The sequence below is a fragment of the Streptomyces sp. NPDC017890 genome (assembly GCF_044328675.1).
GTDB lineage: Bacteria > Actinomycetota > Actinomycetes > Streptomycetales > Streptomycetaceae > Streptomyces.
Map to the genome: position 1 here is coordinate 187,885 of NZ_JBIRHU010000017.1, position 25,465 is coordinate 213,349.

At 74.1% G+C, this 25,465-nt stretch carries 21 protein-coding genes and 2 pseudogenes; 14 read left to right on the top strand and 9 right to left on the bottom strand.

The window, feature by feature from the left end; genetic code table 11:
• Window positions 1–84: 84 nt before the first annotated feature.
• Window positions 85–1,674, top strand: coding sequence for an MFS transporter (locus ACH4F2_RS23265; RefSeq protein ID WP_398134633.1), 1,590 nt, complete (start codon window positions 85–87; stop codon window positions 1,672–1,674).
• A gap of 52 nt (window positions 1,675–1,726) precedes the next feature.
• On the opposite strand, the gene ACH4F2_RS23270 is transcribed toward ACH4F2_RS23265, so the two are convergent.
• The 8 genes and pseudogenes from ACH4F2_RS23270 to ACH4F2_RS23305 form a co-directional block, all read right to left on the bottom strand.
• Complete coding sequence (locus ACH4F2_RS23270; RefSeq protein ID WP_398134634.1) at window positions 1,727–2,116, bottom strand: luciferase family protein; 390 nt, start codon at window positions 2,114–2,116, stop codon at window positions 1,727–1,729.
• A 137-nt stretch (window positions 2,117–2,253) separates the two neighbouring features.
• Complete coding sequence (locus tag ACH4F2_RS23275; RefSeq protein ID WP_398134635.1) at window positions 2,254–3,336, bottom strand: lytic polysaccharide monooxygenase; 1,083 nt, start codon at window positions 3,334–3,336, stop codon at window positions 2,254–2,256.
• A 243-nt stretch (window positions 3,337–3,579) separates the two neighbouring features.
• Window positions 3,580–4,719 carry a cellulose binding domain-containing protein gene (locus tag ACH4F2_RS23280; protein WP_398134636.1) on the bottom strand — a complete coding sequence of 380 codons (1,140 nt, stop codon included), beginning with the start codon at window positions 4,717–4,719 and terminating at the stop codon, window positions 3,580–3,582.
• Between the two features lie 219 nt (window positions 4,720–4,938).
• Window positions 4,939–5,964: a LacI family DNA-binding transcriptional regulator gene (locus ACH4F2_RS23285; RefSeq protein WP_398134637.1), complete on the bottom strand. Its 1,026-nt coding sequence runs from the start codon at window positions 5,962–5,964 to the stop codon at window positions 4,939–4,941.
• A gap of 80 nt (window positions 5,965–6,044) precedes the next feature.
• Window positions 6,045–6,869 (bottom strand): hypothetical protein, encoded by an 825-nt coding sequence (locus tag ACH4F2_RS23290; protein WP_398134638.1) that lies wholly within the window; start codon window positions 6,867–6,869, stop codon window positions 6,045–6,047.
• A pseudogene (locus ACH4F2_RS23295) lies at window positions 6,806–7,979 on the bottom strand (DUF5682 family protein); the annotation flags it as partial. The gene ACH4F2_RS23290 and the pseudogene ACH4F2_RS23295, both read right to left, overlap by 64 nt.
• A pseudogene (locus ACH4F2_RS23300) lies at window positions 7,928–8,152 on the bottom strand (DUF4132 domain-containing protein); the annotation flags it as partial. The pseudogenes ACH4F2_RS23300 and ACH4F2_RS23295, both read right to left, overlap by 52 nt.
• A 101-nt stretch (window positions 8,153–8,253) precedes the next feature.
• On the bottom strand, window positions 8,254–9,339 hold the full coding sequence (locus ACH4F2_RS23305) for a MerR family transcriptional regulator (RefSeq protein ID WP_398134639.1): 1,086 nt from the start codon (window positions 9,337–9,339) through the stop codon (window positions 8,254–8,256).
• A gap of 242 nt (window positions 9,340–9,581) precedes the next feature.
• Between ACH4F2_RS23305 and ACH4F2_RS23310 the strand changes: the two genes are divergently transcribed.
• Both ACH4F2_RS23310 and ACH4F2_RS23315 read left to right on the top strand, forming a co-directional pair.
• Complete coding sequence (locus ACH4F2_RS23310; protein WP_398134640.1) at window positions 9,582–10,331, top strand: YqjF family protein; 750 nt, start codon at window positions 9,582–9,584, stop codon at window positions 10,329–10,331.
• 34 nt (window positions 10,332–10,365) lie between these two features.
• Window positions 10,366–10,779 carry an SgcJ/EcaC family oxidoreductase gene (locus ACH4F2_RS23315; protein WP_398134641.1) on the top strand — a complete coding sequence of 138 codons (414 nt, stop codon included), beginning with the start codon at window positions 10,366–10,368 and terminating at the stop codon, window positions 10,777–10,779.
• Window positions 10,780–10,799: 20 nt separating this feature from the next.
• Here ACH4F2_RS23315 and ACH4F2_RS23320 read toward each other — a convergent pair whose 3' ends face one another.
• Window positions 10,800–11,996 carry a hypothetical protein gene (locus ACH4F2_RS23320; RefSeq protein WP_398134642.1) on the bottom strand — a complete coding sequence of 399 codons (1,197 nt, stop codon included), beginning with the start codon at window positions 11,994–11,996 and terminating at the stop codon, window positions 10,800–10,802.
• A gap of 108 nt (window positions 11,997–12,104) precedes the next feature.
• On the opposite strand from ACH4F2_RS23320, the gene ACH4F2_RS23325 reads away from it, so the two are divergent.
• From ACH4F2_RS23325 to ACH4F2_RS23375, 11 genes are all read left to right on the top strand, one after another.
• Window positions 12,105–13,085 carry an ABC transporter substrate-binding protein gene (locus ACH4F2_RS23325; protein WP_398134643.1) on the top strand — a complete coding sequence of 327 codons (981 nt, stop codon included), beginning with the start codon at window positions 12,105–12,107 and terminating at the stop codon, window positions 13,083–13,085.
• Window positions 13,086–13,243: 158 nt separating this feature from the next.
• Entirely contained in the window at window positions 13,244–14,260 is a 1,017-nt protein-coding gene (locus ACH4F2_RS23330) for a FecCD family ABC transporter permease (protein WP_398134664.1), read from the top strand.
• A gap of 26 nt (window positions 14,261–14,286) precedes the next feature.
• Window positions 14,287–15,294: a FecCD family ABC transporter permease gene (locus tag ACH4F2_RS23335; protein WP_398134644.1), complete on the top strand. Its 1,008-nt coding sequence runs from the start codon at window positions 14,287–14,289 to the stop codon at window positions 15,292–15,294.
• Window positions 15,295–15,373: 79 nt separating this feature from the next.
• Window positions 15,374–16,204, top strand: a complete 831-nt coding sequence (locus ACH4F2_RS23340; RefSeq protein WP_398134645.1) for an ABC transporter ATP-binding protein — start codon at window positions 15,374–15,376, stop codon at window positions 16,202–16,204.
• A 56-nt stretch (window positions 16,205–16,260) separates the two neighbouring features.
• Complete coding sequence (amiA, locus tag ACH4F2_RS23345) at window positions 16,261–16,374, top strand: streptamidine family RiPP (RefSeq protein WP_240661371.1); 114 nt, start codon at window positions 16,261–16,263, stop codon at window positions 16,372–16,374.
• Between the two features lie 105 nt (window positions 16,375–16,479).
• Window positions 16,480–17,457 carry a hypothetical protein gene (locus ACH4F2_RS23350; RefSeq protein ID WP_398134646.1) on the top strand — a complete coding sequence of 326 codons (978 nt, stop codon included), beginning with the start codon at window positions 16,480–16,482 and terminating at the stop codon, window positions 17,455–17,457.
• Window positions 17,454–18,935 (top strand): CocE/NonD family hydrolase, encoded by a 1,482-nt coding sequence (locus tag ACH4F2_RS23355; protein ID WP_398134647.1) that lies wholly within the window; start codon window positions 17,454–17,456, stop codon window positions 18,933–18,935. The genes ACH4F2_RS23350 and ACH4F2_RS23355 overlap by 4 nt, the downstream gene beginning before the upstream one ends.
• Complete coding sequence (locus ACH4F2_RS23360) at window positions 18,932–20,311, top strand: YcaO-like family protein (RefSeq protein ID WP_398134648.1); 1,380 nt, start codon at window positions 18,932–18,934, stop codon at window positions 20,309–20,311. The genes ACH4F2_RS23355 and ACH4F2_RS23360 overlap by 4 nt, the downstream gene beginning before the upstream one ends.
• A 10-nt stretch (window positions 20,312–20,321) precedes the next feature.
• Entirely contained in the window at window positions 20,322–21,404 is a 1,083-nt protein-coding gene (locus ACH4F2_RS23365; protein WP_398134649.1) for a SagB/ThcOx family dehydrogenase, read from the top strand.
• On the top strand, window positions 21,401–23,140 hold the full coding sequence (locus tag ACH4F2_RS23370; protein ID WP_398134650.1) for an ABC transporter ATP-binding protein/permease: 1,740 nt from the start codon (window positions 21,401–21,403) through the stop codon (window positions 23,138–23,140). The genes ACH4F2_RS23365 and ACH4F2_RS23370 overlap by 4 nt, the downstream gene beginning before the upstream one ends.
• Window positions 23,137–24,972, top strand: a complete 1,836-nt coding sequence (locus ACH4F2_RS23375) for an ABC transporter ATP-binding protein (RefSeq protein ID WP_398134651.1) — start codon at window positions 23,137–23,139, stop codon at window positions 24,970–24,972. The genes ACH4F2_RS23370 and ACH4F2_RS23375 overlap by 4 nt, the downstream gene beginning before the upstream one ends.
• The last annotated feature ends 493 nt before the right edge of the window (window positions 24,973–25,465 follow it).

The window sequence follows — 25,465 nt, forward strand, 5'->3', positions numbered from 1 at the left end:
GTGCCCGCGGCCGGCCCGCCGTGCGTCCGTGGGCCGCCCCGTCCCCCCGCACCACCCCTTGAACCTGGAAGAGAAGGCTCATCCATGCCGTCCACGTCCGTGGATCACCCCACCACGCCCGCGGCCGAGACCGCCCCACCGGCGGCCGGCCGCCTGCGGTCCAACCCCTGGCTGACCCTCCTCGCCGTCGCGTTCGGACTGTTCATGGTCCAGCTCGACGGCTCCGTCGTCGCCATCGCCAACCCCGAGATCGGCAGCGACCTGCACGCGTCCACCGCCGAACTGCAGTGGGTGACCAACTCCTACCTGCTCGCGCTCGCCGCCACCCTCATCCTGGGCGGCAAGCTCGGTGACCGTTTCGGCCGGCGCACCTACTACCTCGTGGGCGTCGCCGGCTTCACCGTCGCCTCCGTCGCCATCGGCCTGGCCGGGTCGATCGAGGGCGTGGTCGCCTTCCGCGCCCTCCAGGGCGCCTTCGGCGGACTGCTGATGCCCAACACCCTCGGGCTGCTCCGCTCCGTGTTCCCGCCGAAGAAGTTCGGCATGGCCGTGGGCATCTGGGCCATGGTCTCCGCCGTCGCCACGGCTCTCGGACCCATCGTCGGCGGTCTCCTCGTGGAGAGCGTCAACTGGGAGTCCGTCTTCTACATCAACGCCCCCATCGGCGTCATCGCCATCGTCTTCGGCATCCTCGTCCTGCCCGAGAGCCGCAACGCCGCCGGCCGGGAACGCTTCGACATCCCCGGCCTCGGCCTGCTCGCCCTCGGCCTGCTGGCCGTGGTCTTCGGAGTCGTCAAGGGCGAGACCTGGGGCTGGACCTCCGCGGGCACCCTGGGCTCCGTCGCCGCCGGCCTCGTGCTCCTGCTCGTGTTCGGCTGGTACGAGACCCGCGTCGAGCACCCGCTGCTGCCGATGCGCCTGTTCCGCAACCGTGCGCTGACCATCGGCGCGGTCATCACCGCGCTGAACTTCTTCGTCATGCTCGGCGTGATCTTCTTCGTCATGCTCTACCTGCAGAACGTGCGTGGTTTCACGCCGGTCGAGGCGGGCGTGCGGACGCTCCCGCTCAGCCTCGCCTCGCTGGTCGCCTCGCCGCTGGGCGCGGCCCTGACCCAGCGCTTCGGGCCCCGGCTGACCATGCCGCTGGGCATGCTGCTCCAGGCGGCCTCCTGCTTCGGCATGCTCACCTGGCAGACCGACTCCTCCTACGCCACGATGTGGCCGCCGTTCATCGCGCTCGGCCTCGGCGTCGGCATGGTGATGGCGGCCTCCTCCGACGCCATCGTGGGCAACGCCCCCGTCCGGGACGCCGGTGTGGCGGGCGGTCTGCAGGCGACGACCCTGCAGATAGGCGGTGCGCTCGGTACGTCCGTGCTGGTCTCCCTGATCAGCGGCAAGGTCGGTTCCACGCTCACCGGGGAGCTGACCGGGGCCGGCGTGCCCTCGGCCATGGCCCACGGTCTGCAGGAGGCCAAGGACGCCGTGGCGATGGGTGTGGCGCCCGTCTCCGGTGACATGCCTGCCGGTCTGCGGGCCGCCGTGGTGGAGGGCAGCGGGCAGGCGTTCATGAACGGCGTCCACGTGGCCGTGATCGTCACCGGTGTCCTGTGTGTGCTCGGCGCGGTGATCGCCGCGGCCGGCATCCGGCGCAGCGCGGAGCAGCCGGCGCACTGAGGCCCTGAACGGCGGTGCTCCCTCCGGGGCGGAGCACCGCCGTCGGCGTACCTCAGATCTCCCCGGCCGCGGAACGTGGGAGCACCGTGACGCGGTGGAAGTTGCACCTCGAGGGCAGATCCGCCGGGGGCCGTGTCTGATGGGCCTTCAGCGCGATGCTCACCAGGCTCAGCAGCAGGTCGACGTCCGCGTCGCAGTCCAGGTGCACGGTCACCCACCGGGAGCCCGGGACCAGATGGATGGCGCTGGATCCGCCCAGGTCGTACTGGAAACGCTGGATGGCCCGGTGGGTGAGGTGGAGGTCCACGTCCCGGTCCGAATGGAAGTGGACGATCTCGTCACGGACGGAGCGCAGCGCCCGTCCGGTTCCGCAACTGGCCGGACCCGCGGTGAGGTCGGGCCAGGCTTGCAGCCGCTCAAGGGCGCGCTGGGCCAGAGTCATGGCCCCATCGTCGCCCGATCACCGCTCCGCAACCAGAGGTTGAGCGATTTGTAACCGGCACGTGAGGTCGAAGTACGTACCGGAGCCCTGAGGGGAGGCCCCGCGCCTGTGCGCGCGACGCCTCCCCCCGAGGCGCGCTACGGCGCCACGCAGCCGATCGTCCCCACGGGGAAGTCGTTGCCCGTGGACGTGGCGGTGAAGCCGAAGGACACGCTGCCGTCCGGTGGGATGACGCGGTTGTGGTCCACGTTCCGGACCGTCACCGTGCCGTCGGTCCCGCCGGACAGCGAGCCGTTCCACACGCCGCCGAGGGTGGTCCCGCTGCCAGGCTGCCACCGCACGGCCCAGCCGTTCAACGGCTCCGTCCCGTGGTTCATCACCTCGACGGAGCCCTGGAAGCCGCCGCTCCAGGAGTTCTCCACGGAGTAGACGGCCATGCAGGAACCGGAGTGCGTGGGCGGCGGGGTCGTCGGCGGCGGAGTCGGTGTCGGGGTGCTGCCCGAGCCGCCGATGCCGGTCACCTCGCCGTTGCCGCCGTCGAAGACGACGTCGGAGCAGGAGAAGAAGTTCTCCTGGCTGTCCGAACGCACCCACTGCATGAAGATCAGCGCGTCACCCGAGCGGCCCGAGGGCAGCGCCAGATCCCAGTAGTAGTGGCCCCCGTCGGCACCCGCAGAGCCCTGCTGGGGCGGGTCGGTCACCGTCTCGATGAGCTCCAGGTCGTCCCAGCCCAGTTCGGACGTGGGCGACCAGCCGGGCTTGGTCAGGTAGACCCGGAAGTCACCCGGGTGGGCCGCCCAGTTGCTGTAGTTCACCTGGATCGTCGAGCCGGACGTCAGATGCGTCCGGGGCCAGTCGGCGCGGGCGGCGTTGTAGGCGGAGAAGTCGTACGGCGACCGGTCGCCGGCGCTGCACAGGGTGCCGTCCGGCACGTAACCGGCGCCGCGTCCGCCCGCGTTGGAGTCGAGCACGGCGAACCAGTTGTACAGCGCCGTCGCGCCGCTCTGGTCGAGGGCGCTCTGACAGGCCGGGTTCGTCGGGTCCAGGGCGCCGGTGCCGGTCTTGGCGTCCAACTGGCAGAGGTAGGTGCGTGAGCCGGGCATCATCGCCACGCCGTGCGCGTCGGCTCGCCCCTGCCCGAACAGGAAGGTCAGGCCGAGCGCGCCGAGCAGGGTGGCCAGTACCGCCGCGAGGGAGATGTATCTGCTGCGTAGAGCCATAGGGGTCTCCTGTTTCCGGTTGCCGGGTCTTGCGGTCGTCGAGTCGATGATCAGTCCATGACAATCAAGATCTGGTGGTCAGGGCTCGGTGATCAGGGCTTGGCGATCAGGGCCTGGTGATCCAGAGGGGGGCTGGTGGTCACGGGAGGCCTGGTCATCTGGAGGGGCGCGCCATGGAACCCTCGCCCGTCCGGGGAGAGCGCTTCGACCGGACGGGCGAGGGGGACGGGGTGTGCGTGGCCGCTACGCCGTGGTGCAGGCGGTGTCGTTCAGGCGGAAGCCGTCCGGCTCGGCGAAGGCGCCGCTGTAGGTGCCCTGGAAACCGAATGCCAGGCTGCCGCCGGGGGCGATCCGGGCGTTGTGACCCACACCGGTCGCCGTGACGGACCCTGTGGGGGGAGTGACGGAGGTGTTCCAGGCGTTGGTGATCCGTTGGCCGGAGGGCAGGGTGAAGGCGAGCTGCCAGCCGTCGACGGGGGTCGTGCCGGTGTTGGTGACGGTGACGTCCGCGGTGAAGCCGTCCTGCCAGACGTTGGTGCCGTACGTCACCTTGCACGCCGCCGGGCCGCCGGGGCCGCCCGGGTCGGGGGTGCCCGTGCCGTCGCCGGTCGAGACCGTGGAGGAGAAGGAGTTCACGGCCAGCCCGGCGCCGCCCTGCCACGGTTCGAAGCCGGCCTGGACACTCGTCAGGTACCAGTCGTCCTCGGCGAGTCCGCGTGAGACGGTGGCCCGGACGAAGTCCATGACGTCGAAGCTCCAGTCGGTGATCGCCGACGGGGCGACGAAGGACAGTACGTCGTTGGCGCCGTTGCTGCCGGTCCACACCTCCCAGGTCCGTCCGCCCACCGCGGCCGTACCGACCTGGGAACCGATGGGCTGGATCGGGCCGACCCTGTTGAACCAGATCATGATCTCGGTCCGGTTCACCCCGTCGGTCCGGGGAGTCGGGTCCAGCCAGATGTCGTACGAGGCGTTGTAGACGGCGTCGCCGACGAACCCGTACGAGATGCTGGAGGGCGCCTCGGAGACGGTGTCGAGCCGGGCGGGGAGATCGGTGCCCGGTGAACAGGTCGTGTAATGACAGCCGTTGAAGACCGAGGGGTACGACTTCGGTGCCCCGTTGGTGGGCGCGGAACCGTCGGCCTGGCTGACCCGGAAGCCGGCGTCGGTCGCGGTGACGCACTGGGTGGCGCTGGAGCCCCAGCGGTTGTTCTGGACGACGTAGCGTCCCTGGATCGTCGTCGTGCCGAACGGTTCACAGATCGTGGTGTCCGCCTGGGCCGGAGCCGCCGCGGTCATCAGTGACGCGACGACCGCGAGGGCTGCGATCAGTGCGCCTGGCAGCCCGCGCAGAACGCGGACTCGGAGCCGTAACGGTCGCATGGGGGCCTCTCCGGGAGGGTGCTGGGGGAAGGAGGGGGGCCGGTGCGGGAGCGCTCCCGACTCCCCACTGATGGGAGCGCTCCCACTTACCGGTTGACTGGGGACTGTAGAAGCCGTTCATGTTCCTGACAAGGCTGTGTGCGTCGGGATTGTCGAAGAGATTTCGAAGCCCCAGGTGAGAGAGGCGCCGCACGGGAGCGCTCCCGTGCGGTCTCTCGGTCAGGCGGAATCCCGGAGCACCAGTTCCGTGCGGAGGATGACGTGCCGCCAGGCGACGGCGGATTCCTCCATCTCCTCCAGCAGCAGCCGCACCATCGTGTGCCCGATCTCCTCCAGCGGCTGCCGGACCGTTGTCAGCGGCGGGTCCGTGGGCCGGGCCGGCTGGAAGTCGTCGAAGCCGATCACCGCGACGTCCTGCGGCACCCGTCGGCCCGCCGCGCGCAAGGCGTTCAGCGCCCCCGCGGCCATGGTGTCCGAGGCGGCGAACACCGCGTCGAGCTCCGGGTGGCGGGAGATCAGGTCGGTCATCGCCCGGCGCCCGCTCTCCTCCGTGAAGTCGGCGCACTCGACGACCAGCGAAGGCCTCATCGCCACGTCCGCCAGTTCCAGGGCCTCCCGGTATCCTCGCAGCCGGCACTGGGCGACGTACATGTCGAGCGGTCCGCTGATCGCCCCGATCGTGGTCCGGCCGCCGTCCAGCAGGTGCGTGACCGCACCGCGCGCGCCGCCGGTGTTGTCGGCGTCGACGTAGGTGACGCTCTCGTCGCCGGAACGCCGCCCCAGCATGACGGTGGGCAGTCCCGCCTTGGCGAGCATGTCCGGCAGCGGGTCCTCGGCGCGCACGGACATCAGCAGCACGCCGTCGACCCGGCCGCCGCGCGCGTACTCCACGAAGCGCTGCCGCTCGGTGTCCGTTCGGACCAGGGTGAGCAGCAACTGCACCGGGGTGTCGGTGAGGGCGTCGCCGACGGCGTGGACGATCTCGGTGAAGAACGGCTCCCCGAACAGCCGCCAGTCCGTCTCCGTCATGACCAGTGCGACGGCGTCCGCGCGGTGGCCGGCCAGGGAACGGGCCGCGAGATTGGGGACGTATCCCAGCTCGGCGATGGCCTGCTGCACGGCGCGGCGCGTGGAATCCCGTACGCCGGCCGCGTTGTTGACGACCCTCGAGACGGTGCCGCGGCCCACACCGGCGAGGGCGGCCACCTCCTCCAGCGTCGGCGTACCGGGACGCTGCCTGCCCATGCCCGCCTCCCCCTACGAGATCATCCGATACTACGGTCACCCGCCCGGCTTGGTGGGCCGATCGCCGGGCGTCCAGGGCCTCACGTGACGGGGGCCGTCGCATGGACGGGTGCTGCCGGGGCGGCGGGGGCCACCGGGTCGGCGGGGGCTGCGGGGTCGGCGGGGTCGGCGGGGGCCGCCGGGTCGGTGGCAGCTGTGAGGTCCGCGCCCCACGCGGCGGCGCACAGGATGCGGTCGAGTTCCTCGGTGTGGACGGCGGCGCCGAGCCAGGCGCGGGCGAAGCGGCCGGTGTCGGCCGGGAGCAGCCGGCCGAAGGGGTCGCGTGCGCGGTCCGCGGCGGCGGCACGGAGCTCGGTGAGGAGTTCGCCGGCGGTGGCGAGGCCGTGCCGGCGAAGACGCGTGCCCTCGGTGTCCCCGTTCCCGGGGAAGGCGAGCACACGGCGGCCTCCGGAGGCGGCCTGGTGGACCCGGCGCCGCAGCAGATGCACGGGCGCCTCGTCGACGGCGGGCACGGCCGGAGCACCGCTGGGCGTCGGTGCGGCGGGCAGGTCCGCGCGCCGGAGCCGGTCGACGCCGAGATCGATCCGGAGGCGCGGATCGGTGGGGTGGCTGACGGCCAGGAGCAGAGCGCGGGGTTGCGGGGCCGGCGTGAGCCGGGCGACGACGCGCAGCCGGGCGCCCCGGGCGGACGCCAGAAGGCGGAGGTTCTCGCGGTCGGGCAGCGCGGGATCGTCATGGGCGGCGGCGAGTCGGAGGGGCCGGCCGCCGCAGTCGGCGACCAGACACTCGCCCGCCGCCTCGCGGACCGTGCCGATGAGCGTGACGTCGAGGAACAGCAGGTCGCGGCCGCCAGGACCTCCTCGCGGATGCCCGGCCCGAACAGCATCGCCAGTTCCTCGGACCACTCACGCACACCCGGATAGGAGGCCTCCCGGCCACCGCCTCCGCCGCTGCGGCCGGGCCCGGTCAGGTGCCCGCGGCTGCCTTCGCCGCGCCCGCTGCCGTACAGCTCGTCCAACGCGGTGGCCAACGGGGCTGCCGACGGGGGCAGCCGGTCGGTACGGCGGCCGAGCACGAGACGCCGACGGTCGGCGGGGGCGAGACGGTGACCGCCGGCGGCGGGTGGCGCGTCGGGGGCCGTGGCGGGGGCTGTGGCGGCGGGCTCGGGCGTGCCGGCCTCACCGGCAGGGGGCGGGGGCAGTAGCCCGAGTCCGCCGAGAGTCGCCCGGGCCGTGAGGTCCGCGCGGGTCCACAGGGCGAGGGCGTCGGGGTCCAACCCGTCTGTGTCGGCCAGTCGGCCGACGTCCAGACGTTCCTCGACGGCGGAGAGGAGCCGGTCGCGGGCGGCCGGGCTGAGCGTGTCGAAGCCGCCGCGCAGCGCCGGCAGCCGGTCGAGGAAGTCCCGGTCGGACAGCTCGCAGACGCGGTCGAGCAGCGGCTCCAGCGCGGGCGCCGCGGACTCCAGCAGTGGGCCGGCGGCCGTCAGCAGGCCGGTCAGCCGGGCGGTGAGCGCGGACCGGGACGCGCGGTCGCTCGCCGCGTCGACCCAGGAGGCGACGCGGCCGCCGAGGACCTTTGCGTTCTCGTGCCCGAGGAGCACCCGGACGGCTCCGGCCGCGCCGCGCATCAGGGGCGAGCCGTCGTGCGCCAGCCGGGCCAGGGCGTCGGTCAGACGGACGCCGCCGAGGATGTCCGCCCGGTGGGCGAGCTCCAGCAGGGCGTGCGCGTCCGCCGGGTCCCTCTGCCCCGGTGAGACCGTCCACCTGGCGAACCGCGGCGGAGGTGAGGAGTTCGGCCACGGTGGCGGCCCGCACTGCACGGTCCTGGTCGGTGCCGAGCGCCGCGATGTGGCCCGCGCGCAACCGGTCCAGCAGACCCAGGCCGGTGAGGAGTTCGGGCAGCGCGGCGGCGCCCGGCAGCACCTCGGCGGCCTCCGCGCGCCGTGCGTCCGTCAGCTCCGGCAGGCCGCACTCACGGGCAGTGACCGCACCATCCACCGCTCCACGTCGGTCAGGCACCGGCGTTCGTGCCGCTCCAGCCACTCGGTGAGCTGGCGCAGTCCCACCACGGCGGGGTCGTCCGCGAGTTTGGCCGGCACCGACTTGAGCCGTCGACCGGCGGCGTTGCGGCACACCACCTTCCCGTCGTCCAGGGACACCTCGTAGTCCCCGGCCGTCACCCACCCCATGAGTGCCTCCCCGCACCGCAGTGATCAAGTGCTGAAAACTGTAGGCCAGCCCACTGACAACGCGGCGGGCGCGGGGACGGCCGTGGGCCGGCGCCCCGCCGTCAGTCGTCCAGGCGGACCGGCATCAGCAAGGAGAAGGCCGTCTCGTCGTCCGTCCGGCGGATGGCGAGGGGGGCCGTGGGGGCACCGAACTCGAGGGTCAGCCGGTCCCGGCCCGCGGCGGCGAGCGCGTCCAGCAGGAACCCGCGGTTCACGGCGACGTTGTTCTGGTCGTCGTCACCGTCGTCGCAGACGGTCACCGTGCCGTCGTCGGCCGCCCTGAGCACACTGAGTTCGTGCGACGCACCGTCCCGCTCGTGGACCCCGCTCGCGCGGACGGGGCCGGTCTCCAGTGCCTCGCGGAACGCCGGCACCTCGACGAGGGCCTTCCGGCCGGAGGGCAGTTGGACGAGGCGGCGGTAGTCAGGGAAGTCGTACGCGAGGCACTGCCCGGCCGCCTGACGGTCCCCGGCCTCCAGCGTCACGCGGTCGCCTTCCACGGCGAGGGTGACGGGTTCTTCACCGCCGAGCAGCGCGCGCATCGCGTCGGCCAGCGGGACGGGCACGATGACCTGCACGCGCGGTCCGCCGTGTCCGGCGGTACCGGTGCGCGCGACGGCCATCCGGTACCGGTCGGTGGCCACGAGGCGGAGCGCGTCACCCTCCACGTCGAACAGGATTCCGCCGAGCATGGGCAGTTCGGGGTCGACACCGGTGGCGAAGCGGACCGAGTCCAGCGCGGCGGCCAGTTCGGGGGCGGAGACGGACAGCCGGACGGTCGCGGTGCGCGGTGCAGCGGTCATGGGGTTCTCCCTGTGGTCGAGTAGTGCTCGGAGTGTGGAGAACTCGCTGCGGGCATCGGCCAGCCCCAGTTCGAGACGGCGCAGGTGAGCCTGGAGGAGCCCGCGCACCAGGTCGGTGTCCGCACTGGACCAGCCGGCCAGGACGAGCCGGATGTCGGCCAACGGCATACCGGCCCGTCTCAGCCGGGCGAGCAGTCGGGCCTCGTCGAGCTGCTCGGGGGTGTACCAGCGGTAGCCACTGACCGGATCCACCCAGGCGGGGACCAGCACACCGGCACGGTCGTAGAACCGCAGGGCGCTCACGCCCAGTCCGCTGTCGCGGGCCGTCTCCCCAATGCTGCGCATCTCGCTCTCCACGTCCGCAACCCTGAGCCCTTGACCAGGTCGAGGGTCAATCCCGGCCCGCCCGGGCCCACCCCTGGCCCGCCCGGGCCCACCCCTGGCCCGGCGTGTGGCCCTGCCGAGTGTGCTCCCGGCCTCGGCCGGCGAGCGGTCCCGCGCGGGGTCCTCCCCGGCGCCCCGGCCGTCGAGCGGTGCCGCGGAGCGCCCCGGCCCGGTACGCAACCGCCGTCTGCCATTCTTGCGCCGTGCACAAGCCCACCGCCGTCACGCCCGACGCGCCCGCAACGATACGGACGCCGCTGCTCACCCAGGAGTGGCTCGACCTCGCGTTCATCCACTGGGCCGTCGAGCCCGCCGCTGTGGCGGGGCTCATGCCGCGCGGCACCGTTCCCGACACGCACGAGGGGCTCACGTACGTGGGGCTCGTCGCCTTCCGGATGCACCGGGTCGGGTGGCTGGGGCTGCCCGGGGTGCCGTACTTCGGTTCGTTCCCGGAGACCAACGTGCGGCTGTACTCGGTCGACGCGCACGGGCGGCGCGGTGTGGTCTTCCGGTCGATGGACGCCTCACGGCTCATGCCGGTGGTGATGGGCCGTGTCGGCTTCCGGCTGCCCTACCTGTGGTCCCGCATGACCGTCCGCACCGTCGGCGACACCGTGACCTACACCAGCTCCCGCCGCTGGCCCGGCCCGCGCGGCGCGTACAGCCGCATCACCGTACGGCCCGGCGAACGCATCCACGAGCCCACCGGGCTGGAGCACTTCCTCACCGCCCGCTGGGGCATGCACAACGCGTTCTTCGGTGGCGCGGCGTATCTGCCCAACCACCATCCCCGCTGGCCCCTGCACCGTGCCGAGCTCCTCACCTGCGACGAGGACCTGGTCGCGAACGCCGGGGTCCCGGCCCCCACCGAGGCCCCGGTCAGCGTCCTGTACTCGCCGGGCGTCCCGGTCCGTCTCGGCCGCCCTGCCGGGTCCGTGCGCCTCGGCCCTTGACCTCAAGCGCGCTTGAGGCAACAGCCTGGTCCGCATGAACACCGACACCGCGAACAGTCCGGCCGACACCGCGGCCATCAAGGCCGTCGAACAGGTGGTTGCCACCGTCGAGCGCACCCAGCGCGCCAGGGACGCCGAGGGGTTCCTCGCTCTCTTCCACCCTGACGCGCTCTGGACGACCGGCCACGGCAGAGTCCTCCTCGGCTTCGACACGATCGCCGAGTTCACTCGTGCCGTGCTCCCGGGCGCCGTCTGGGACGGTGACGTCACCTACGAGGCGGTTCACATCCAGTTCCTGCGACCCGACGTGGCGGCCGTCAAGGTCCGGCAGGTATACCACTCGGCGCAGGGAGACACCGAGGGCACACCGCTGTACGTCATGACCAGGCAGGACGACGGACGCTGGCTGTTGCACGCCTGCCAGAACACCGAGGTCCGCGGTGGCTAGCAGAAGCCCCGGGCAACCGGTCACCGGCCCACCGGGTCCCCCTCGGCGCCGTCGTCCTGGCCGCGCAGCATCGCGTGGCCGCCGTGGTGCAAGGGTGTGTCCAGCCGCAGGCGGGTCGCTTCGGACGCCGTTCGGGCGTCGAAGACGTGCACTTCGCCGTGGCCACCTCGGGTGACGGCGATCCAGTCGGCACCCGGTGAGGCGGCCACCGCGCGGCGCTGGACGCCTTCCCAGGGGGTGCCACCGCGGCGGGGAGCGCCGTCCATCGCGGGGAGGGGGACACGGCGTACGGCCCCACCGGCGTCCAGCAGGACCAGTTCGTCACCGTCCGGGTGGACGCGGGTGAACGCGGTGCGGTCCTTCGCCAGGGCCAGCCGGAAGACGAGCCCCGGGCCCAGCTCCGTCAGGACCGTGCTCCCCGTGTCCAGGTCATGGCGCCACGCCTGATTCGTCCACTCCGGCCAGCGCAGCGGATCGGCGGGGCCGCCGCGCAGGGTCGACCACAGTGCCCGTCGCCGGGGGTCGAACCGCAGGTACCAGCCCCGGGCGGACGAACCCCAGGGGATCGTCGGTTCCGCCACGAGCGCGTCACCTTCGCGACGGGCCCGGTGCACGCCCTCGCCCGTCGCCGCGAACACGTGCCCGAGACAAGGAGCTTGGGCGTCACCGTGCCCGTCGGCCGGCAGGGGGAGGTGCGTGTGGGGCGTGACCCGCGGGCAGCCGGGCGGTGCGCCGAGCAGGTCGGCGAACCGGTGGACGGCGAGCGCACCGGGCTCCCGGTGCCGCAGGACGACCAGGGGCTCGTCGCCTCCCAGCACGGTGACGCCCGGTTCGCCGACGCGGGTGCGGACCCGGGCGGCGTCCGAGGTGGCCAGGTCGACGACCGTCAGCAGATCCGACCACGGACCGCTGTTCCTCCCCAGACCCGTCGTGACCGCCGCCCACCGGCCGGACGGGTCGCAGGCGAGGTGCTCGGCCGGCACGGCGACCGGTACGGCGGCCGCCACCAGCTCGGGACCGAACGGGTCGAGCACCAGCAGCTCGCCCCTCCGGTCGTCGACGCAGGCCACCCGCCCGCCCGGCAGCGGCAGAAGACCCGCGTGCTCGGACAGATGGCGGCCGGTGAGACGGTGCGCCTCCACACCGCCCGGAACGGTCAGCACGTGGACGGATCCGCCCACGTGGTCGCAGACGAGCAGCAGTGGGCCGGGACTCATGGAGGAACCCTCTTCCGTGACAGTACTTCCGACAGAACTATGATGAAAATGATTATCATCGTGTAGCTTGCCTCGTGTTCAGAACCATGAGAAGAAGCGAGGGCATCGATGCCGGCCTCACCGTCGAGATTCATCCGAAGCTGGATCACCGCGGCGATAGTGGGTTCCGTCCTGGTCGGATGCGGCACATCCACCGAACCCGCGGGTGGTGACACGGCCGCTCAGGCCGACGCCAGGACCGACGTCACGGTGGAACCCATCAAGGCGACACGGCAGTTGACCGACGCGAACGGCGTCAGGATCTCGCTGGAGCGGGAACCGAAGCGGATCGTCTGCCTGTTCGGGCTCTGCGACGACATCCTGACCGAGCTGGGTATCGTCCCCACCGCGACGAACAGCGCTCTCCTGGCCCACCCCGACTTCCTGGGGAAGGAACGGGCGGCCGAGGTCGACGTCATTCCCGGCGGGTTCATCGCCCCCGAGGTGGAGGCGATCCTCTCCCACAAGCCCGATCTCGTGATCGGCCTCGAGGACACCCACGGCAAGCTGGCCCCCGCCCTGAAGGGCGCCACCACGTTCTGGGCCATGCAGCCCGAGAAGTGGCAGGACAGCGTCGGCTATCTGCGCGACGTCGCCGCGCTCACCGGCCGCACCGCCGAGGGCGAGAAGGCCGAGAGGACCTTCCGCGCCAAGCTCGCCGGCGCCGAGCGGGCCAAGAGCGACAAGACCGCGCTCGTCATCTTCGGCAGCGACGAGAACTTCGGCGTCGCCACCCCCGGGACGGACGTGACCGCCGGACTCTTCCCCAAGCTGGCCGGCTACCCCTGGACCTCGCGTGGTGTGGAGGGCAGCTACAGCCTCGAAGAGATCCTCGCGCGCGACGTCGACGTGCTCTTCGTCGAGACGATCAGCTTCGGCGAGCCGGACGGCAAGCTGTCGCAGAAGCTGGCGAAGAACCCCCTGTGGGGCAGGATCCCGGCCGTGCGGAACGGGGACGTCCACGAGGTCGACTCCGAGGTGTGGGCCAAGGGACGGGGCACCCGCTCGCTCGGCATCGTCCTCGACGAGGCCACGGCCGCGCTGCGATGAGGGCACCGACCGCGCCCCGGACCGCGGCCGGGGGCGCGACGTCGGACGGGCGGTCCGTACGGTCCCCGCGCGACCCGCACGCGAGCAGGGCGGGCAGGACCAGCAGGCGGTGGCGACTCCTCGTCGTGAGCGTGCTGTTGGCCGCGGCGTCCGTGTGCATGCTGAGCCTGGGCACGCCCTACGTCCCGCTGCACCGCCTCCCCGGAGCACTGCGGGACGCGGACGGCACGCTCGCCGGGGTCGTCGTGACCGAGCTGCGCGTACCCCGGCTGGTGCTGGCGCTGCTCGCCGGCGCCTGCCTGGGCGCGGCGGGCCTCGTGCTGCAGGAGGCGCTGCGCAACCCTCTCGCCGTTCCCGAGATGCTGGGCGTGTCCTCCGGGGCAGCGCTCGGGGTCGCCGCGCCCCTGGTGCTGGCGGTGTCCGTCCCCGCGGTCGCCCAGCCGCTGTTGGCCATCGGCGGGGCCGCGCTCGGCGGCGCGCTCACGCTGCTGGCCGCCGGGCTGGGGCGCAGCCCGTCCGCGGTACTGCTCACCGGGGCCGCCGTCGCCGCCGCCCTGCAGGCCGCGCTGCTCGTGCTCATGGTCATGGCCGATCAGATGGACCTCCAGCTGATCTACCGGTACCTGCTCGGCTCGCTCTCCGCCCGCACCTGGGACGACGTCACCGGGCTGTGGCCGTGGCTGCTGGTCGCGGTGCCCGCCCTGGTGCTGTGCGCGCCGGTGCTCTCGGTACTGCGGCTGGGGGACGAGGACGCCGAGGCGCTGGGCGTGCGCGTGCACCGGGCCCGGTTCGCGGCGCTGGCGATCGCGGTCCTGCTGATAGCGCCCGTGACGGCCGTGTGCGGTCCGGTGGCGTGGGTCGGTTTCCTCGCCCCGCATCTGGCCCGGCGGCTCGACCCGGCGGCGGACGCCGTGCGCTGGCTGCCCTGGTCGGCCGCGTGGGGTGCCGTGGTGGTGGCCGTCGCCGACGTACCGGCCCGGCTGGCGCTGGCACCGGTGGAGACACCGGTCGGCGCCTGGACGTCCCTGGTCGGCGTGCCCGTAGGTGTCGCTCTGCTCCGGTCGGGGAAGCGGAGGCCGAAGGCTCCCGGTCCGGCGGCGGGCTCCGAGGCCGCCCGCCCGGATCGGCGGGTCGCACCGGCCGCGTCGGAGGAGTCAGAGGAGGGCGCCCGGTGAGCCGGCGTCTGGCAGGAGAGGGCTTGGTGAGCCGGCGTTTCGGAGTGCTCCTCCTGCTTCTCGTCGTGTGTGCCTGCGGTGGACTGCTGGCCGGCCGAGGCATGTCCCCGGCCGTGGTACGGGAGGTCCTCGGCGGGGGCGGTGACGCGACGGAGCGGCACATCCTGCTGCAACTCCGCCTGCCCCGCCTGCTGGTGTCCCTCGGTGCGGGGGCCTGCCTCGGCGTGGCGGGCCTGATCCTCCAGTCCGCCCTGCGCAACCCGCTCGCCGGGCCGGAGGTCACGGGGGTGACCCCGGGCGCGGTACTGGGTGCCGTCACCGCGACCGGTCTCGGGCTGGCGGGCTGGGAATCTCCCCTCGCCGTCGTCGTCGCCGCGTGTCTGGGCGGGTTCGCCGGGGCCGCGCTGACGTGGCTGCTCGCGGGCCGTGGCGGGGGCGACCCCGCGCAGACCGCCGTGCACGGGGTGCTGGTGTCGGCGGTGCTCGGCGGGCTCACCGCCATGGTGCTGCTGGTCGCGCCGGGGCAGCTCGGCAGTGTCGTGCAGTGGCTCGTCGGCACGACCGAGGGGCGGGTGTGGCAGCACTGGCACCTGCTGTGGCCGTGGGCGCTGGCCTGGGGCGTACTGGCCTGGCTGCTGGCGGGGCCGCTGACCCTGCTGCGCTGCGGCGACGAGATCGCCGGTGCGGCCGGGCTGTCCGCCGCGCGTGCCCGGACCCTCGCCCTGGTGTGCGCCGTGGCGCTGACGGCGAGTGCGGTGGCCGCGGTGGGGGCGCTGGGTTTCGTCGGGCTGCTCGTACCGCACCTCGCGCTGGCCGTGTTCGGCGCCGACCTGCGGGTGACGCTGCCCGGTGCCGCCCTCCTGGGGGCGGCCGTGGTGAGCGGTGCGGACGCGGCGGCCCAGCTGCTGTCGCGGCTGCTGGCCGTCGTGCTGGACACCGAACGGCTCACGCTGCCGGTCGGGGCGCTCACCACGTGCTTCGGAGCCGTGCTGCTGCTGGTCGTCGTACGCCGGGCACCGAGCCGAACGTTCTGATGACGAACGCTCTGGTGACGAACGCTCTGGTGACGAACGCTCTGATGCCGAACGTTCCGATGTCGACGAAGGACAGAACATGACCGAACCCGTGGGTATCCGCGCCGAGGGAGTCCACTTCGGCTACCCCGGCCGTCCCGTGCTGCGCGGTGTCGACGTGACCGTCGAACCCGGCGAGCTGACCGCCCTCATCGGCCTCAACGGCTGCGGCAAGTCGACCCTGCTGCGGCTGGCCGCCGGCCTGCTGCGGCCGGCCGAGGGGCGTGTCCTGCTCGGCGGCGACGACGTCGCCGGCCTCTCCCGGCGCGCCACCGCCCGGCGGGTCGCGCTGCTGCACCAGGCGGCCCCGGCCGTCCCCGGTATGACCGTCAGGCACCTCGTCCGGCAGGGGAGGTACGCGGCGCGCGGCCCGCTCGGCATGCTGCGCGAGGGCGACGATCCCGTCGTACGACGGGCGCTCGGCGACGTCGGGGTGGAGGAGTGGGCCGACCGGGACGTGGACGCGCTGTCGGGCGGTGAACGGCAGCGGGTCCGGCTCGCGATGGCGCTCGCCCAGGACACCCGCGTCCTGCTGCTCGACGAGCCGACCACCTACCTGGACCTGCACCACCAACTCGACGTGCTGCAGACCGTGGTGCGCCTGCGCGAGGAGCGCGGGCTCACCGTGGTGATGGTGCTGCACGACCTGGCCCACGCGGCACGGTTCGCCGAGCGGATCGTCGCCCTGCGGGACGGCCGCGTGGTGGCGGACGGGACTCCGAAGGAGGTCGTCACCCCGGGGCTGCTCGCCGATGTGCTCAACGTGGCGGGCCGGGTCGGCCAGGACCCCGAGGGCGGCTGGCCGGTGTGTTACCCAGATCACCCTCTCTCGGACCGCCCAGGCCTAGAATATGAAAATCATATTCATTAGATTGTGGTGCGGCGCTCAACGGAACGCCGCACTTCCCTTGCGACGAAGGAGAGTTCATGGACAACGAGCAGGTCTTCGCGCCGATCGCCGACCCGGGCCAGCTGGCTCACGACTCGGCCTCCCACTCCAACGCGCTCGTCGAGAACCCGTTCGACGACACCGAGGAGTAAGCGGGGCCAAGCACCCCGACCGTGGGCCCGCCCGTCACCGTGCGGGCGGGCCCACGCCCGCTTCGCCCGCGTCCGCTCAGAAACCTTGCCGACAGGAGAACCGACGTGCCCCGCAAACAGCTCGCAGCCGGTGTCGACGTAGTCGCCGTACCCGGTCGAGGGCTCGCCGTCCGCACGGCCGACGGGGAGTTCCTCAGCGTACGGACGGGCGAAGCGGACGAGGGCGCGCTGCTCTCCCGGCTCTCCGGCGGCTCCACCGCCGAACCGGACGCCGTACTCGACCGGCTCGTGCGGGCCTTCGACGGCGCCGGATACCTGACGGGTGAGCCGGAGCGCGGCGAATGGCCCGCCGAGCGCCGGGACGTCCTGCTCCTGGGCGCCCCCGCCCTGACCGAACCGCTGGCCGCCCTCCTGCGGGCCTCGGGCGCCAGGCCGCGATCGGGGGAGCCCCAAGACATGGCGGCAGCGGATCCGGTGGTGTCCGGCGATGCGGGGGTTGCGCTTCCGGCGGTGTCCGGCGACGCGGTGGGCGCGGCCGCCCTGACGCCCGGCGACGTGGTACGCGCGCATCCGGCAGCACCGGACGCGGGGCCCGCCGCCGTCGTCTGGTGTCTCGACGGCCCCGTTCCCGACGGGCTGTGGGACGCCGCCGACCGGCTGCCCGGGCGCGGCACCGCCTGGCTGCGCTGTCACCGCGAGGGCCGGCAGGTCTGGCTGGAGCCCCTCGCGGCCGCTCCGGGGGACGTCACCTCGGCCCACGTCCGTGCCCGCCGGCTCGCCGCCACGCCCGCGCACCGCGAACTGGCCGCCTACTGGAACGGGCCTCGCACCTCCGGCGAGCCCGTGCACCTCACCGCACCCGCGGCCGCGTTGGTCGCGGCCCTGCTCGCCGCCGACCTCACCCGGTGGGCCACCGACGCCCCCCACCTCGGCGGACTGCCCGCGCGGCGCCGCCTCCGGTGCGTCGACCTGCGTACGCTGGCCGTCACCGAGCACCCCGTACTGCCCGTCCCCGAGGTCGCCCGGACGCCGGTGCCCGGTTCCGTCCCCGACGTGGACCCGATACCGGGGAACGCCGGATGACGGCGTTCACCGCAGCCGTCGAGGGCCTCGCCACCGACGTCCGCCTCCCGGACGCGGACGGCCCCTTCCCCGCCGTCCTCATCCGCACGCCCTACGACCGGAGCCGTCACGGGGCCGAGCTACGGGGCTGGGCCCGGCGCGGGTTCGCCGCACTGGTCCAGGACGTACGCGGCCGGCACTCCTCGCCCGGGGAGTGGCACCCGTACGCCAACGAGGCCGCCGACGGCGCGGTGACCGCCCGCTGGACACGCCGGCAGCCCTGGAGCGACGGGCGTCTCGTGGCGGTCGGTGCCTCCTACGCCGCCCACTGCGCCGTCGCCCTCGCTCTCGACGCGCCCGAGGACGCCCGCCCCGACGCCGTCATCGCCGCCGTACCCGCGCTGGGCGCCGCCGAGACGGCCCGCGAACCCTCCGGCGCGGAACGGCTGGCGGCCCGTGCGGGGTGGTGGGCCGCCCACGGCGACCGGCGCGGCTCCGACACGGACGCCCTCACGAAAGCCCTGGCCACGGATCCGGACCTGTTCACCCACCTGCCGCTGACCCACCTCCCCGCGCGACTCGGCCGAGACCTCCCCTCCTGGCCGGGCCTGTGGCGGCACCGCGAGCGCGGCCGGCTCGGAGCGAGGGCCGGACGCGCCGGGATGCCCCTGCTCGCGGTGGGCGGCCACCACGACCACTTCACCGAGGACACCGTCGCGCTGTGGCACCGCTGGGGAGGTTCCTCGGCACGCCTGCTTCTGGGGCCCTGGGGGCACGGCCTGCTCTCCGCGCCAGGCGGCGACGCCCGGCCCACGCACCGGGTGAACCTCGGCGACCTCTACGCCCGCTGGGCCCGGCTCGCCCTCACCGGAGGCCTCGCGCCCGGACACGGCGGCGCGATCGCGCTGGGCGACAGCCCCCTGTGGGTGCCCGCCGGGACGCTGGGGGAGCCGCGCACCCAGCCCGTACGGGAGCTGCGCGGGGCCGCCTTCACGGCCGACCCCGAACGGCCCGCCCGGTCCGACGAGTTGACCGTGCCCGCACAGGGCACGCCCGACCGCGGCCTGTTCGTCACACCGCCCCTGCCGCGCCCCCTGGACGTGATCGGCCCCGCCGAGGTCCGGATACGCGCGGCCGCCGACACCCCGTCCGCGGACTGGGCGGCACGGCTCGTCGCGATCACCCCCGACGGAACGGCCGAGCGGCTCGCCGTCGGAGTCGCCCGGCGCACGGAACCACCGGGGCGGGCGGCCGAGTTCACCGTGGGACTCGGCCGGCTCGCCCGGCGGCTGACCGCGGGCACCCGGCTCCGCCTGGAGATCGCCGGCCACCACTTCCCGGCCCACGCCCGCAACCCGCACACCGGCGACGACCCGGTCACGGCCACCCGGCTCCTCGCCTCCCGGCGCGAGGTCGACCCCGGGCACGTGGCGCTCCGGCTGCCCGTGCTCCGCTCCCGCCCCACCCCCACCGATCCCGTACAGGAGATCCTGCGATGACGGCCCTGCCGCTGGAAGCCCTGGTCGACCCCGTGTGCGGCATCGTCCGCAAGGTCAAGCCCGTCGAGCACCCCGTGGGAGCGCCACCCCGCTACACCGCGCTCACCGCCGAGATCTCCGACGCCCGCAGGCTCGGCCTGTGGCCCGCCGACCGGGTGTCGCTCGGTACCACCTTCGGCGACCCCGAGGGCGCCCGGATCGCCGCGATAGCCGAGGGCGTCGAGCGGTACTGCGGCAACCGCGTACCCCCGCCCGGACACCCCGACGCCCCGCTGCGCGCCACGGCCGCCGAACTGGTGGAGAAGGGCCTGCGGCTGTACGGCCCCGACGAGGTGCCCGCCTACGCCGACTGGCAGTACGCCCGCGAGAAGTTCCCCTACCGCCGCCTCACCCCCGACACCCCGTCCCTGTGGACGCGCGGCGAGGAACGGCTGGCCGGCGGCGAGCGGGCCGAGGTCTGGGCACCGGTCGCGCTCACCCACCTCAACTGGCGGCAGGGCGAGCTGCGTTCGCTGCCCCGCACCCACCACCTCAACTACGCGGGCATCGCCACCGGACAGGGTTTCGACGACGCCGTCGAACGCGGCCTCCTGGAGACGGTCGAACGCGACGCCCTCGAACTGTGGTGGCACCTCGACGGCCCGACCCGGGGCATCGACCCCGCCAGCGTCCCCGGCCTCGCCGACGACCTCGCCGGATCCGGCCTCGACGTCCATCTCGCCGAAATACCCTCCGAGTTCGCCCCCTGCGTGGCCGCGCTCGTCCACGACCCCAGGCTCGGCCTGTACGCCGCCGGGTTCGCCTGCAAGTACGACCCGGCCGAGGCCGCCCGCAAGGCCGTACTGGAGGCCGTCCACACCTGGGTCTTCACCCAGGGCCTCACCGGTCCCGACGGCTGGGTGTTCCAGGCCGTCGAGGCGGGACTGCTCGCCCGCGGCCTCTACCTGGACCACCGACCGGACCGCCGCTACCTCGACGCGTGCGGCGAGGACTTCGCACACGTACGGGACCTGGGCGCGCACGTACAGGTGTGGCTCGACGAGCGGATGACGCCCGAGGCCCGGCGGTTCACCGACCCGGCGCACGGGACCGTGCCCGTCGACGCGCTCACCCCCGGCAGCCGGGACCGGCTGGAGCGTGCGCTGCACGACGGGGGCCACCGGGTCATGACCTTCGATCTCACCACCGAGGACGTGGCCCACACGGCGCTGCGCGTCGCCCGGGTCCTCGTCTCCGGCCTCATACCCAACGCACCGGCCGCTTTCGGGTACTTCGGCTCCCCGCGGCTCGCCGACGCGGCCGTCGCCCGCGGCTGGCGCACGACCGCGCCGAGCGCACCGGAGGACTTCACGCTCGCTCCTCCGCCCCACATGTGAGGACCGCCCCGTGGATCTCGTCACCGCCCTCGCCCGAGCCCGCGGCCCGCAGGCGCCCGGACCGGACTCGCCCGCCGGGCCCGCCGTCCGGCCGTGGCCCGGACCCGCGCGTCCCCTGCCGGACGCCGGCGCCGGTCAGCTCGACCTGGGCCGGCTGCTCCGCCTCTCCCTGGCCGCCTCGGACGCCTCCGGACGACTGCGGCCCGCCCCGTCCGCGGGCGCGCTGCACCCGGTGGACGCCCGGCTCGTCGTGGGCACCGACTGCCCGCTGCCACCCGGGTACTACGGCTACGACCCGTTGCGCCACCTCGTGCACCGTCTGGGCCCGGCACCCGACGACCCGCGACCCGGCGCGACCGTCGAACTCACCGTCACCGCGCGGCGCACGATCTCCCACTACGGCCACCGTGCCTGGCCGCTGCTGCTGCTGGACACCGGGCACGCCGCCGCGGCGCTGTGGCTCGCGGCGCGCTCCCTGGGCGTGGGGCACGCGACAGCCGACCTCGACGGGCGCAGCGAAAGCCCCCTCGCCGCAGTGCGCTTCGTGCCGCCCGACACGCCACGAAGCGTCGCCGGCGCCCCCGCGCCCGGCGACCTGACGGCCCGCCGCAGCGCCCGGCCCCCGCTCGGGGGCGCCCCACCCCGGGGGCTCCTGCGGACGGTGCTGGCCGCCGCCGTGGAGGCGAGCGCCGGTGAGCTCGCCTGGTGCGCCGCCGTCGGGCCGCCACACCCGGGACTCGTCGAGCCGGCGGCCGACGGCACACTGCGGCGCCTCGCCGCGGGGGACGCCCGGCCCGCACTCGCCGCCTGGGCCGCCGGCCAGTCGTGGATCGCGGACACGGGCGCCGTGCTCCTCGGCCACGGCTGCCCGTCGGACGCCGAAGCCCCGCGGATCCGCCGCGCCCACCTGCGCGCCGGCTTCGCCGTCCACATGGCTCACGTGACCGCCGGCCGGCACGGCCTGGCGAGCCGCCCCGTCGGCTCCTGGCAGCAGGCCGACCTCGGTGCCGCACTGGGCGCCGCACCGGGCGGGGACTGGATCGTCCACGGCCTGGCCCTCGGCACCACCCACTCCGGAGAGGGAACCCCGTGATCGTCCACCCCGAGCTGCGGCGCGCCGCACGGCACGCGCAGCGCCCCCTCCTCGCGGCCACTGCCCTGCAGGGAGCCGTCACCCTCGCCCACCTCGCGCAGGCCGTGCTGCTCGCGATCGCCCTCGCCGACGTCGCCCGGGGTGACACGGACCGGCTCCCGCCGCTCCTCGGGGCAGTGCTGGGCGTCGTCGCCGCCCGTGCGGGGCTCGGTCACTGGCAACGGCGCACCGCCACCCGTGCCGGGGCCCGGGTCAGGGTGCGGCTGCGGGACGAACTCCTCGCCCACCTCGGACGGCTCGGCCCGGCACACCTGACCACCGCGCGCGCCGGGGCCGTACGCGCCACCCTCGTCGACGGAGTCGAGGGCGTCGACGCCTACGTCTCCCGTTACCTGCCGCAGCTCCTCGTGACCGTCGCCGTGCCGCCCCTGCTCCTCGCCACCCTGGCCGCCGTCGAACCGGCCGCCCTGCTCGGCCTCGTACCCGCCCTGCTGCTCGGCCTGCTCGGGCCACGCGCCTGGGACCGGCTCCTCGCCGAGCGCGGCAAGGAACACTGGGACACCTACGAGGGACTGGGCGCCGACTACCTCGAAGCACTGCAGGGCATGCCCGCGCTGCGGGCCGCGGGCGCCGTCGGACGCACCCGCGAGCGACTGGAGGAACGCTCGGCGGCGCTGCACCGGGCGACCGTCGCCAAGCTCCGCGTGTCACTGGTCGACACCGGCCTCACGGACCTTGCCGTCCAGGGCGGCACCGTGGCCGCCGCGCTGCTCGCCTGCTGGTCGGCCGTCACCGGTTCCACCACACCCACCGGCACCTACCTGGTGCTGCTCCTGGCCTCCGAGTGCTTCAGGCCCGTACGCGACCTGGCCCGCGAATGGCACGCCGGATACCTGGGAGCGTCGGCGGCGGACGGACTCGCCGCACTGCGCACCGCCGACCCGGAGGTCCCCGACCCGGCGACGGAGCGGGCGCACTGGCCGGATGCCCCGCACATACGCTTCGACCACGTCGAGTTCGGATACGGCGGAGCCGACGGCCCTGTCCTGCGCGATGTCAGCTTCACCGCCGAGGCGGGACGCACCACCGCCGTCGTCGGCCCTTCCGGTGCCGGCAAATCCACGCTGCTCGCCCTGCTCCTGCGCCACCACGACCCGCAGCGCGGCCGGATCACCGTCGACGGCCGCGACGTGGCCGCGTACGGACTCGACTCGCTGCGGCAGGGCATCGCCGTCGTCTCGCAGGAGACCTACCTCTTCCACGCCACCATCGCCGACAACCTGCGCCTGGCACGGCCGGACGCCACGGACGAGGAAATGGCCGACGCGACACGGGCGGCCGGCATCCACGACGAGATCACCGCCCTCCCCGACGGCTACGCCACCGTGCTCGGCGAACGGGGCGCCACCCTGTCCGGCGGACAACGCCAGCGGCTCGCCCTCGCCCGGGCCCTGCTGGCCGACGCCCGGGTACTCGTCCTCGACGAGGCCACGAGCGCGGTCGACGAACGCCGGGAGGCCCGCATCGTCCGGGAACTGCTCGACGCCGCCGGAGACCGGACCGTCCTGCTGGTCGCCCACCGGATCGCCGCCGTCCGGCACGCCGACCGCATCGTCGTCCTCGACGGCGGCCGCGTGGACGCCGTCGGGGAACACGCCGCCCTCGTGGCTGCCTCAGGCGTCTACGCGGAGCTCGTCAAGGCCGGTCGCACCGAGGAAGAGGGGCTCGCCGCATGAGCAGCACCATCGACACCCGCACCACCGCGGCGACGCCGGGCGGCACCACCGACCCGTCCGTGGCCCGCGGCACCACCGACGCCCCCGTGGCCCGCGGCACCACCGACCCTTCCGTGCCCCCGCGGGGCTCACTGCGCGCCCTGCTGCCCGCGCTCACCGGACACCGCCTCATGGCGGCCCGCACCTGCGCCGCCGCACTCGCCGAACAGGGTTCACTGGTTGCGCTGCTGACGATGACCGCGCACAGCGTCGGGACCGCCGTCATCGAGGAGCGGGCCCCCTCGGCCGGCACGGTCACCGTGCTGACCGCGCTCGTCCTCGTACGCGCCCTGATGACCTGGCGCGAGATGGATCTCTCGCACGACCTGGCCTACCGGGTGCTGGCCGAGCTGCGCGTGCGGGTCTTCGACGGGCTCGCCCGCAGTGCCCCCGCCCGCGTGGCCGGCCGACGCAGTGGGGACCTGGCCGCCACCGCGCTGGCCGACGTGGAGGCGCTGGAGTTCTTCTACGCTCACACCACGGCCCAACTCCTCGCCTCCGGCGTGGTGTTCTCCGGCGGGGCGGTCGTGCTGGCCACGGTGGAGCCGTGGCTGCTGGCGGCGGTGCTGCCCTGCGCCGTGCTCCTGGCCGCGGCTCCGTTCGCCGACGCCCGTGGACGGGCCACGCGCGGGGCCCGCACCAGGGCGGAGGCCGCGAAGCTCTCGGCCGACACCGTGGAGACCGTCGACGGCCTGCGTGAACTGCTCGCCTTCGGAAGGCTCGCCGAGCGGCGCCGTCACCTCGCCGAGCAGGGCCGGCGGCTGGGTGCGGCACAGCGGGCCGAGGCCACCTGGGAGGCCATGGCCGCGGCCGTCCGTGATCTGCTCATCGTGCTCGCGGTCCTCGGCGTAGTGGTCGCGGCCGCGCAGTCCGTGACCTCGGGGCGGCTGCACGGCGCGTGGGCTCCGGCCGCCATGGCGCTGGCGCTGTCGGTACTGGGTCCGGTCGCCGAGTCGGCCAGGTCGCTGAGCCAGGCGGTGGCACTGCGCGCCGCGGCCGCCCGCGTCGACGCGGCCGTGAAGGCCCCCGCGCCCGCCCCGCCGCCCGCCGCCGCGCGCCGGCTTCCCCCGGGCCCGCTGGGTGTCCGACTGCGCGGGGTGGGGTTCGACTACGGGGGCGGGCCCGTGCTCGACGGAGTCGACCTGACGGTGCCCGCCGGGCAGACGCTCGCCCTGGTCGGTGTCTCGGGGGCAGGCAAGTCGACCTGCGCCCACCTGCTGGCCCGCTTCTGGGACCCGACCGTGGGATCCGTTCAGCTGGTTCCCCCTGACGGTGACCCCGTCGACCTCCGCGACGTGGCCGACACCGAACTGCGCCGTGCCGTCGCCGTCGTGGGGCAGGAGACGCCCCTCTTCCACGGCACCCTCGCGGAGAACCTGCGCCTCGCCGCACCGGACGCGGACGACGAGGCCCTCGCCGAAACCGCCCGGGTGTGCGGCGTGGACGGGATCGCCCCCCTGGACGCACTCGTCGGGGAGCGCGGCTCCACCCTCTCCGGCGGCCAGCGGGCCCGTGTCGCTCTCGCCCGCGCCCTGCTGGCCGAGCCCAGGGTCCTCGTGCTGGACGAGACCACGGCCCACCTGGACAACGCCGGCGACGCCCGGCTCGCCACCGCGCTCGCCGGAGGCGGGCGCACGACCGTCGTCATCGCCCACCGCCCCGCCACCATCCGCCGCGCGGACCGGATCGCCGTCCTGGAATCCGGCCGCGTCGTGGAGGAGGGCACCTGGGACGACCTGACCACCCGGCCGGGAGGCGCCCTCAACCGGGTGCTGACGGTCAGGCCGTCCTGAGCTCCCCGTCCGCGGGGAGCGCCCCGGTACAGCCGTTGACTCCACGATCCGCCGGGCGGCTTACGCAGTACGGGTGAATGAACCGATGGTTCCGTTCGGGGTGGTGCCTGGTCTTTTACGGTTTCCGAATGGATCCGGGGGTTGTGAGGGAGTCCCTTCGGGCGGAGGACCGGGGGGAAGGCCACCTGATGTCGGGGCTGGGGAAGTCGCCGGATGTGCTCGGGCCCCGGGAGGGTCGCTGCCGTCGGAGCTGGGCAGGGACCTGGGGTGCGGTCGGCGTGGCATGTCTCGTGGGAACGGTGCTGGCGTTGGGCGGGTTGTGGGCCGCCGGTGGCGGGGTGGTGGGGATGGTGTTCTTGGGGCCGGCCGCCGGTTGCTGGGGGTTGGCGGCCTCCCTGTTGTTCCGTGTGAGAGGCGCGAGCGGACGGGTGCGGACGCGTCTTCTGCTGCTCGGGGCTTCCGCGGTGGCTGGAGGTGTGTACCGGGGAGCGGT

What these genes read in the sequence shown, in the direction of transcription:
- ACH4F2_RS23265 (WP_398134633.1), top strand. Translation starts at nt 85, where the DNA reads ATGCCGTCCACGTCCGTGGATCACCCCACCACGCCCGCGGCCGAGACC.
- ACH4F2_RS23270 (WP_398134634.1), bottom strand. Translation starts at nt 2,116, where the DNA reads ATGACTCTGGCCCAGCGCGCCCTTGAGCGGCTGCAAGCCTGGCCCGAC.
- ACH4F2_RS23275 (WP_398134635.1), bottom strand. Translation starts at nt 3,336, where the DNA reads ATGGCTCTACGCAGCAGATACATCTCCCTCGCGGCGGTACTGGCCACC.
- ACH4F2_RS23280 (WP_398134636.1), bottom strand. Translation starts at nt 4,719, where the DNA reads ATGCGACCGTTACGGCTCCGAGTCCGCGTTCTGCGCGGGCTGCCAGGC.
- ACH4F2_RS23285 (WP_398134637.1), bottom strand. Translation starts at nt 5,964, where the DNA reads ATGGGCAGGCAGCGTCCCGGTACGCCGACGCTGGAGGAGGTGGCCGCC.
- ACH4F2_RS23305 (WP_398134639.1), bottom strand. Translation starts at nt 9,339, where the DNA reads ATGCGCAGCATTGGGGAGACGGCCCGCGACAGCGGACTGGGCGTGAGC.
- ACH4F2_RS23315 (WP_398134641.1), top strand. Translation starts at nt 10,366, where the DNA reads ATGAACACCGACACCGCGAACAGTCCGGCCGACACCGCGGCCATCAAG.
- ACH4F2_RS23320 (WP_398134642.1), bottom strand. Translation starts at nt 11,996, where the DNA reads ATGAGTCCCGGCCCACTGCTGCTCGTCTGCGACCACGTGGGCGGATCC.
- ACH4F2_RS23325 (WP_398134643.1), top strand. Translation starts at nt 12,105, where the DNA reads ATGCCGGCCTCACCGTCGAGATTCATCCGAAGCTGGATCACCGCGGCG.
- ACH4F2_RS23330 (WP_398134664.1), top strand. Translation starts at nt 13,244, where the DNA reads ATGCTGAGCCTGGGCACGCCCTACGTCCCGCTGCACCGCCTCCCCGGA.
- ACH4F2_RS23340 (WP_398134645.1), top strand. Translation starts at nt 15,374, where the DNA reads ATGACCGAACCCGTGGGTATCCGCGCCGAGGGAGTCCACTTCGGCTAC.
- amiA (WP_240661371.1), top strand. Translation starts at nt 16,261, where the DNA reads ATGGACAACGAGCAGGTCTTCGCGCCGATCGCCGACCCGGGCCAGCTG.
- ACH4F2_RS23355 (WP_398134647.1), top strand. Translation starts at nt 17,454, where the DNA reads ATGACGGCGTTCACCGCAGCCGTCGAGGGCCTCGCCACCGACGTCCGC.
- ACH4F2_RS23360 (WP_398134648.1), top strand. Translation starts at nt 18,932, where the DNA reads ATGACGGCCCTGCCGCTGGAAGCCCTGGTCGACCCCGTGTGCGGCATC.
- ACH4F2_RS23375 (WP_398134651.1), top strand. Translation starts at nt 23,137, where the DNA reads ATGAGCAGCACCATCGACACCCGCACCACCGCGGCGACGCCGGGCGGC.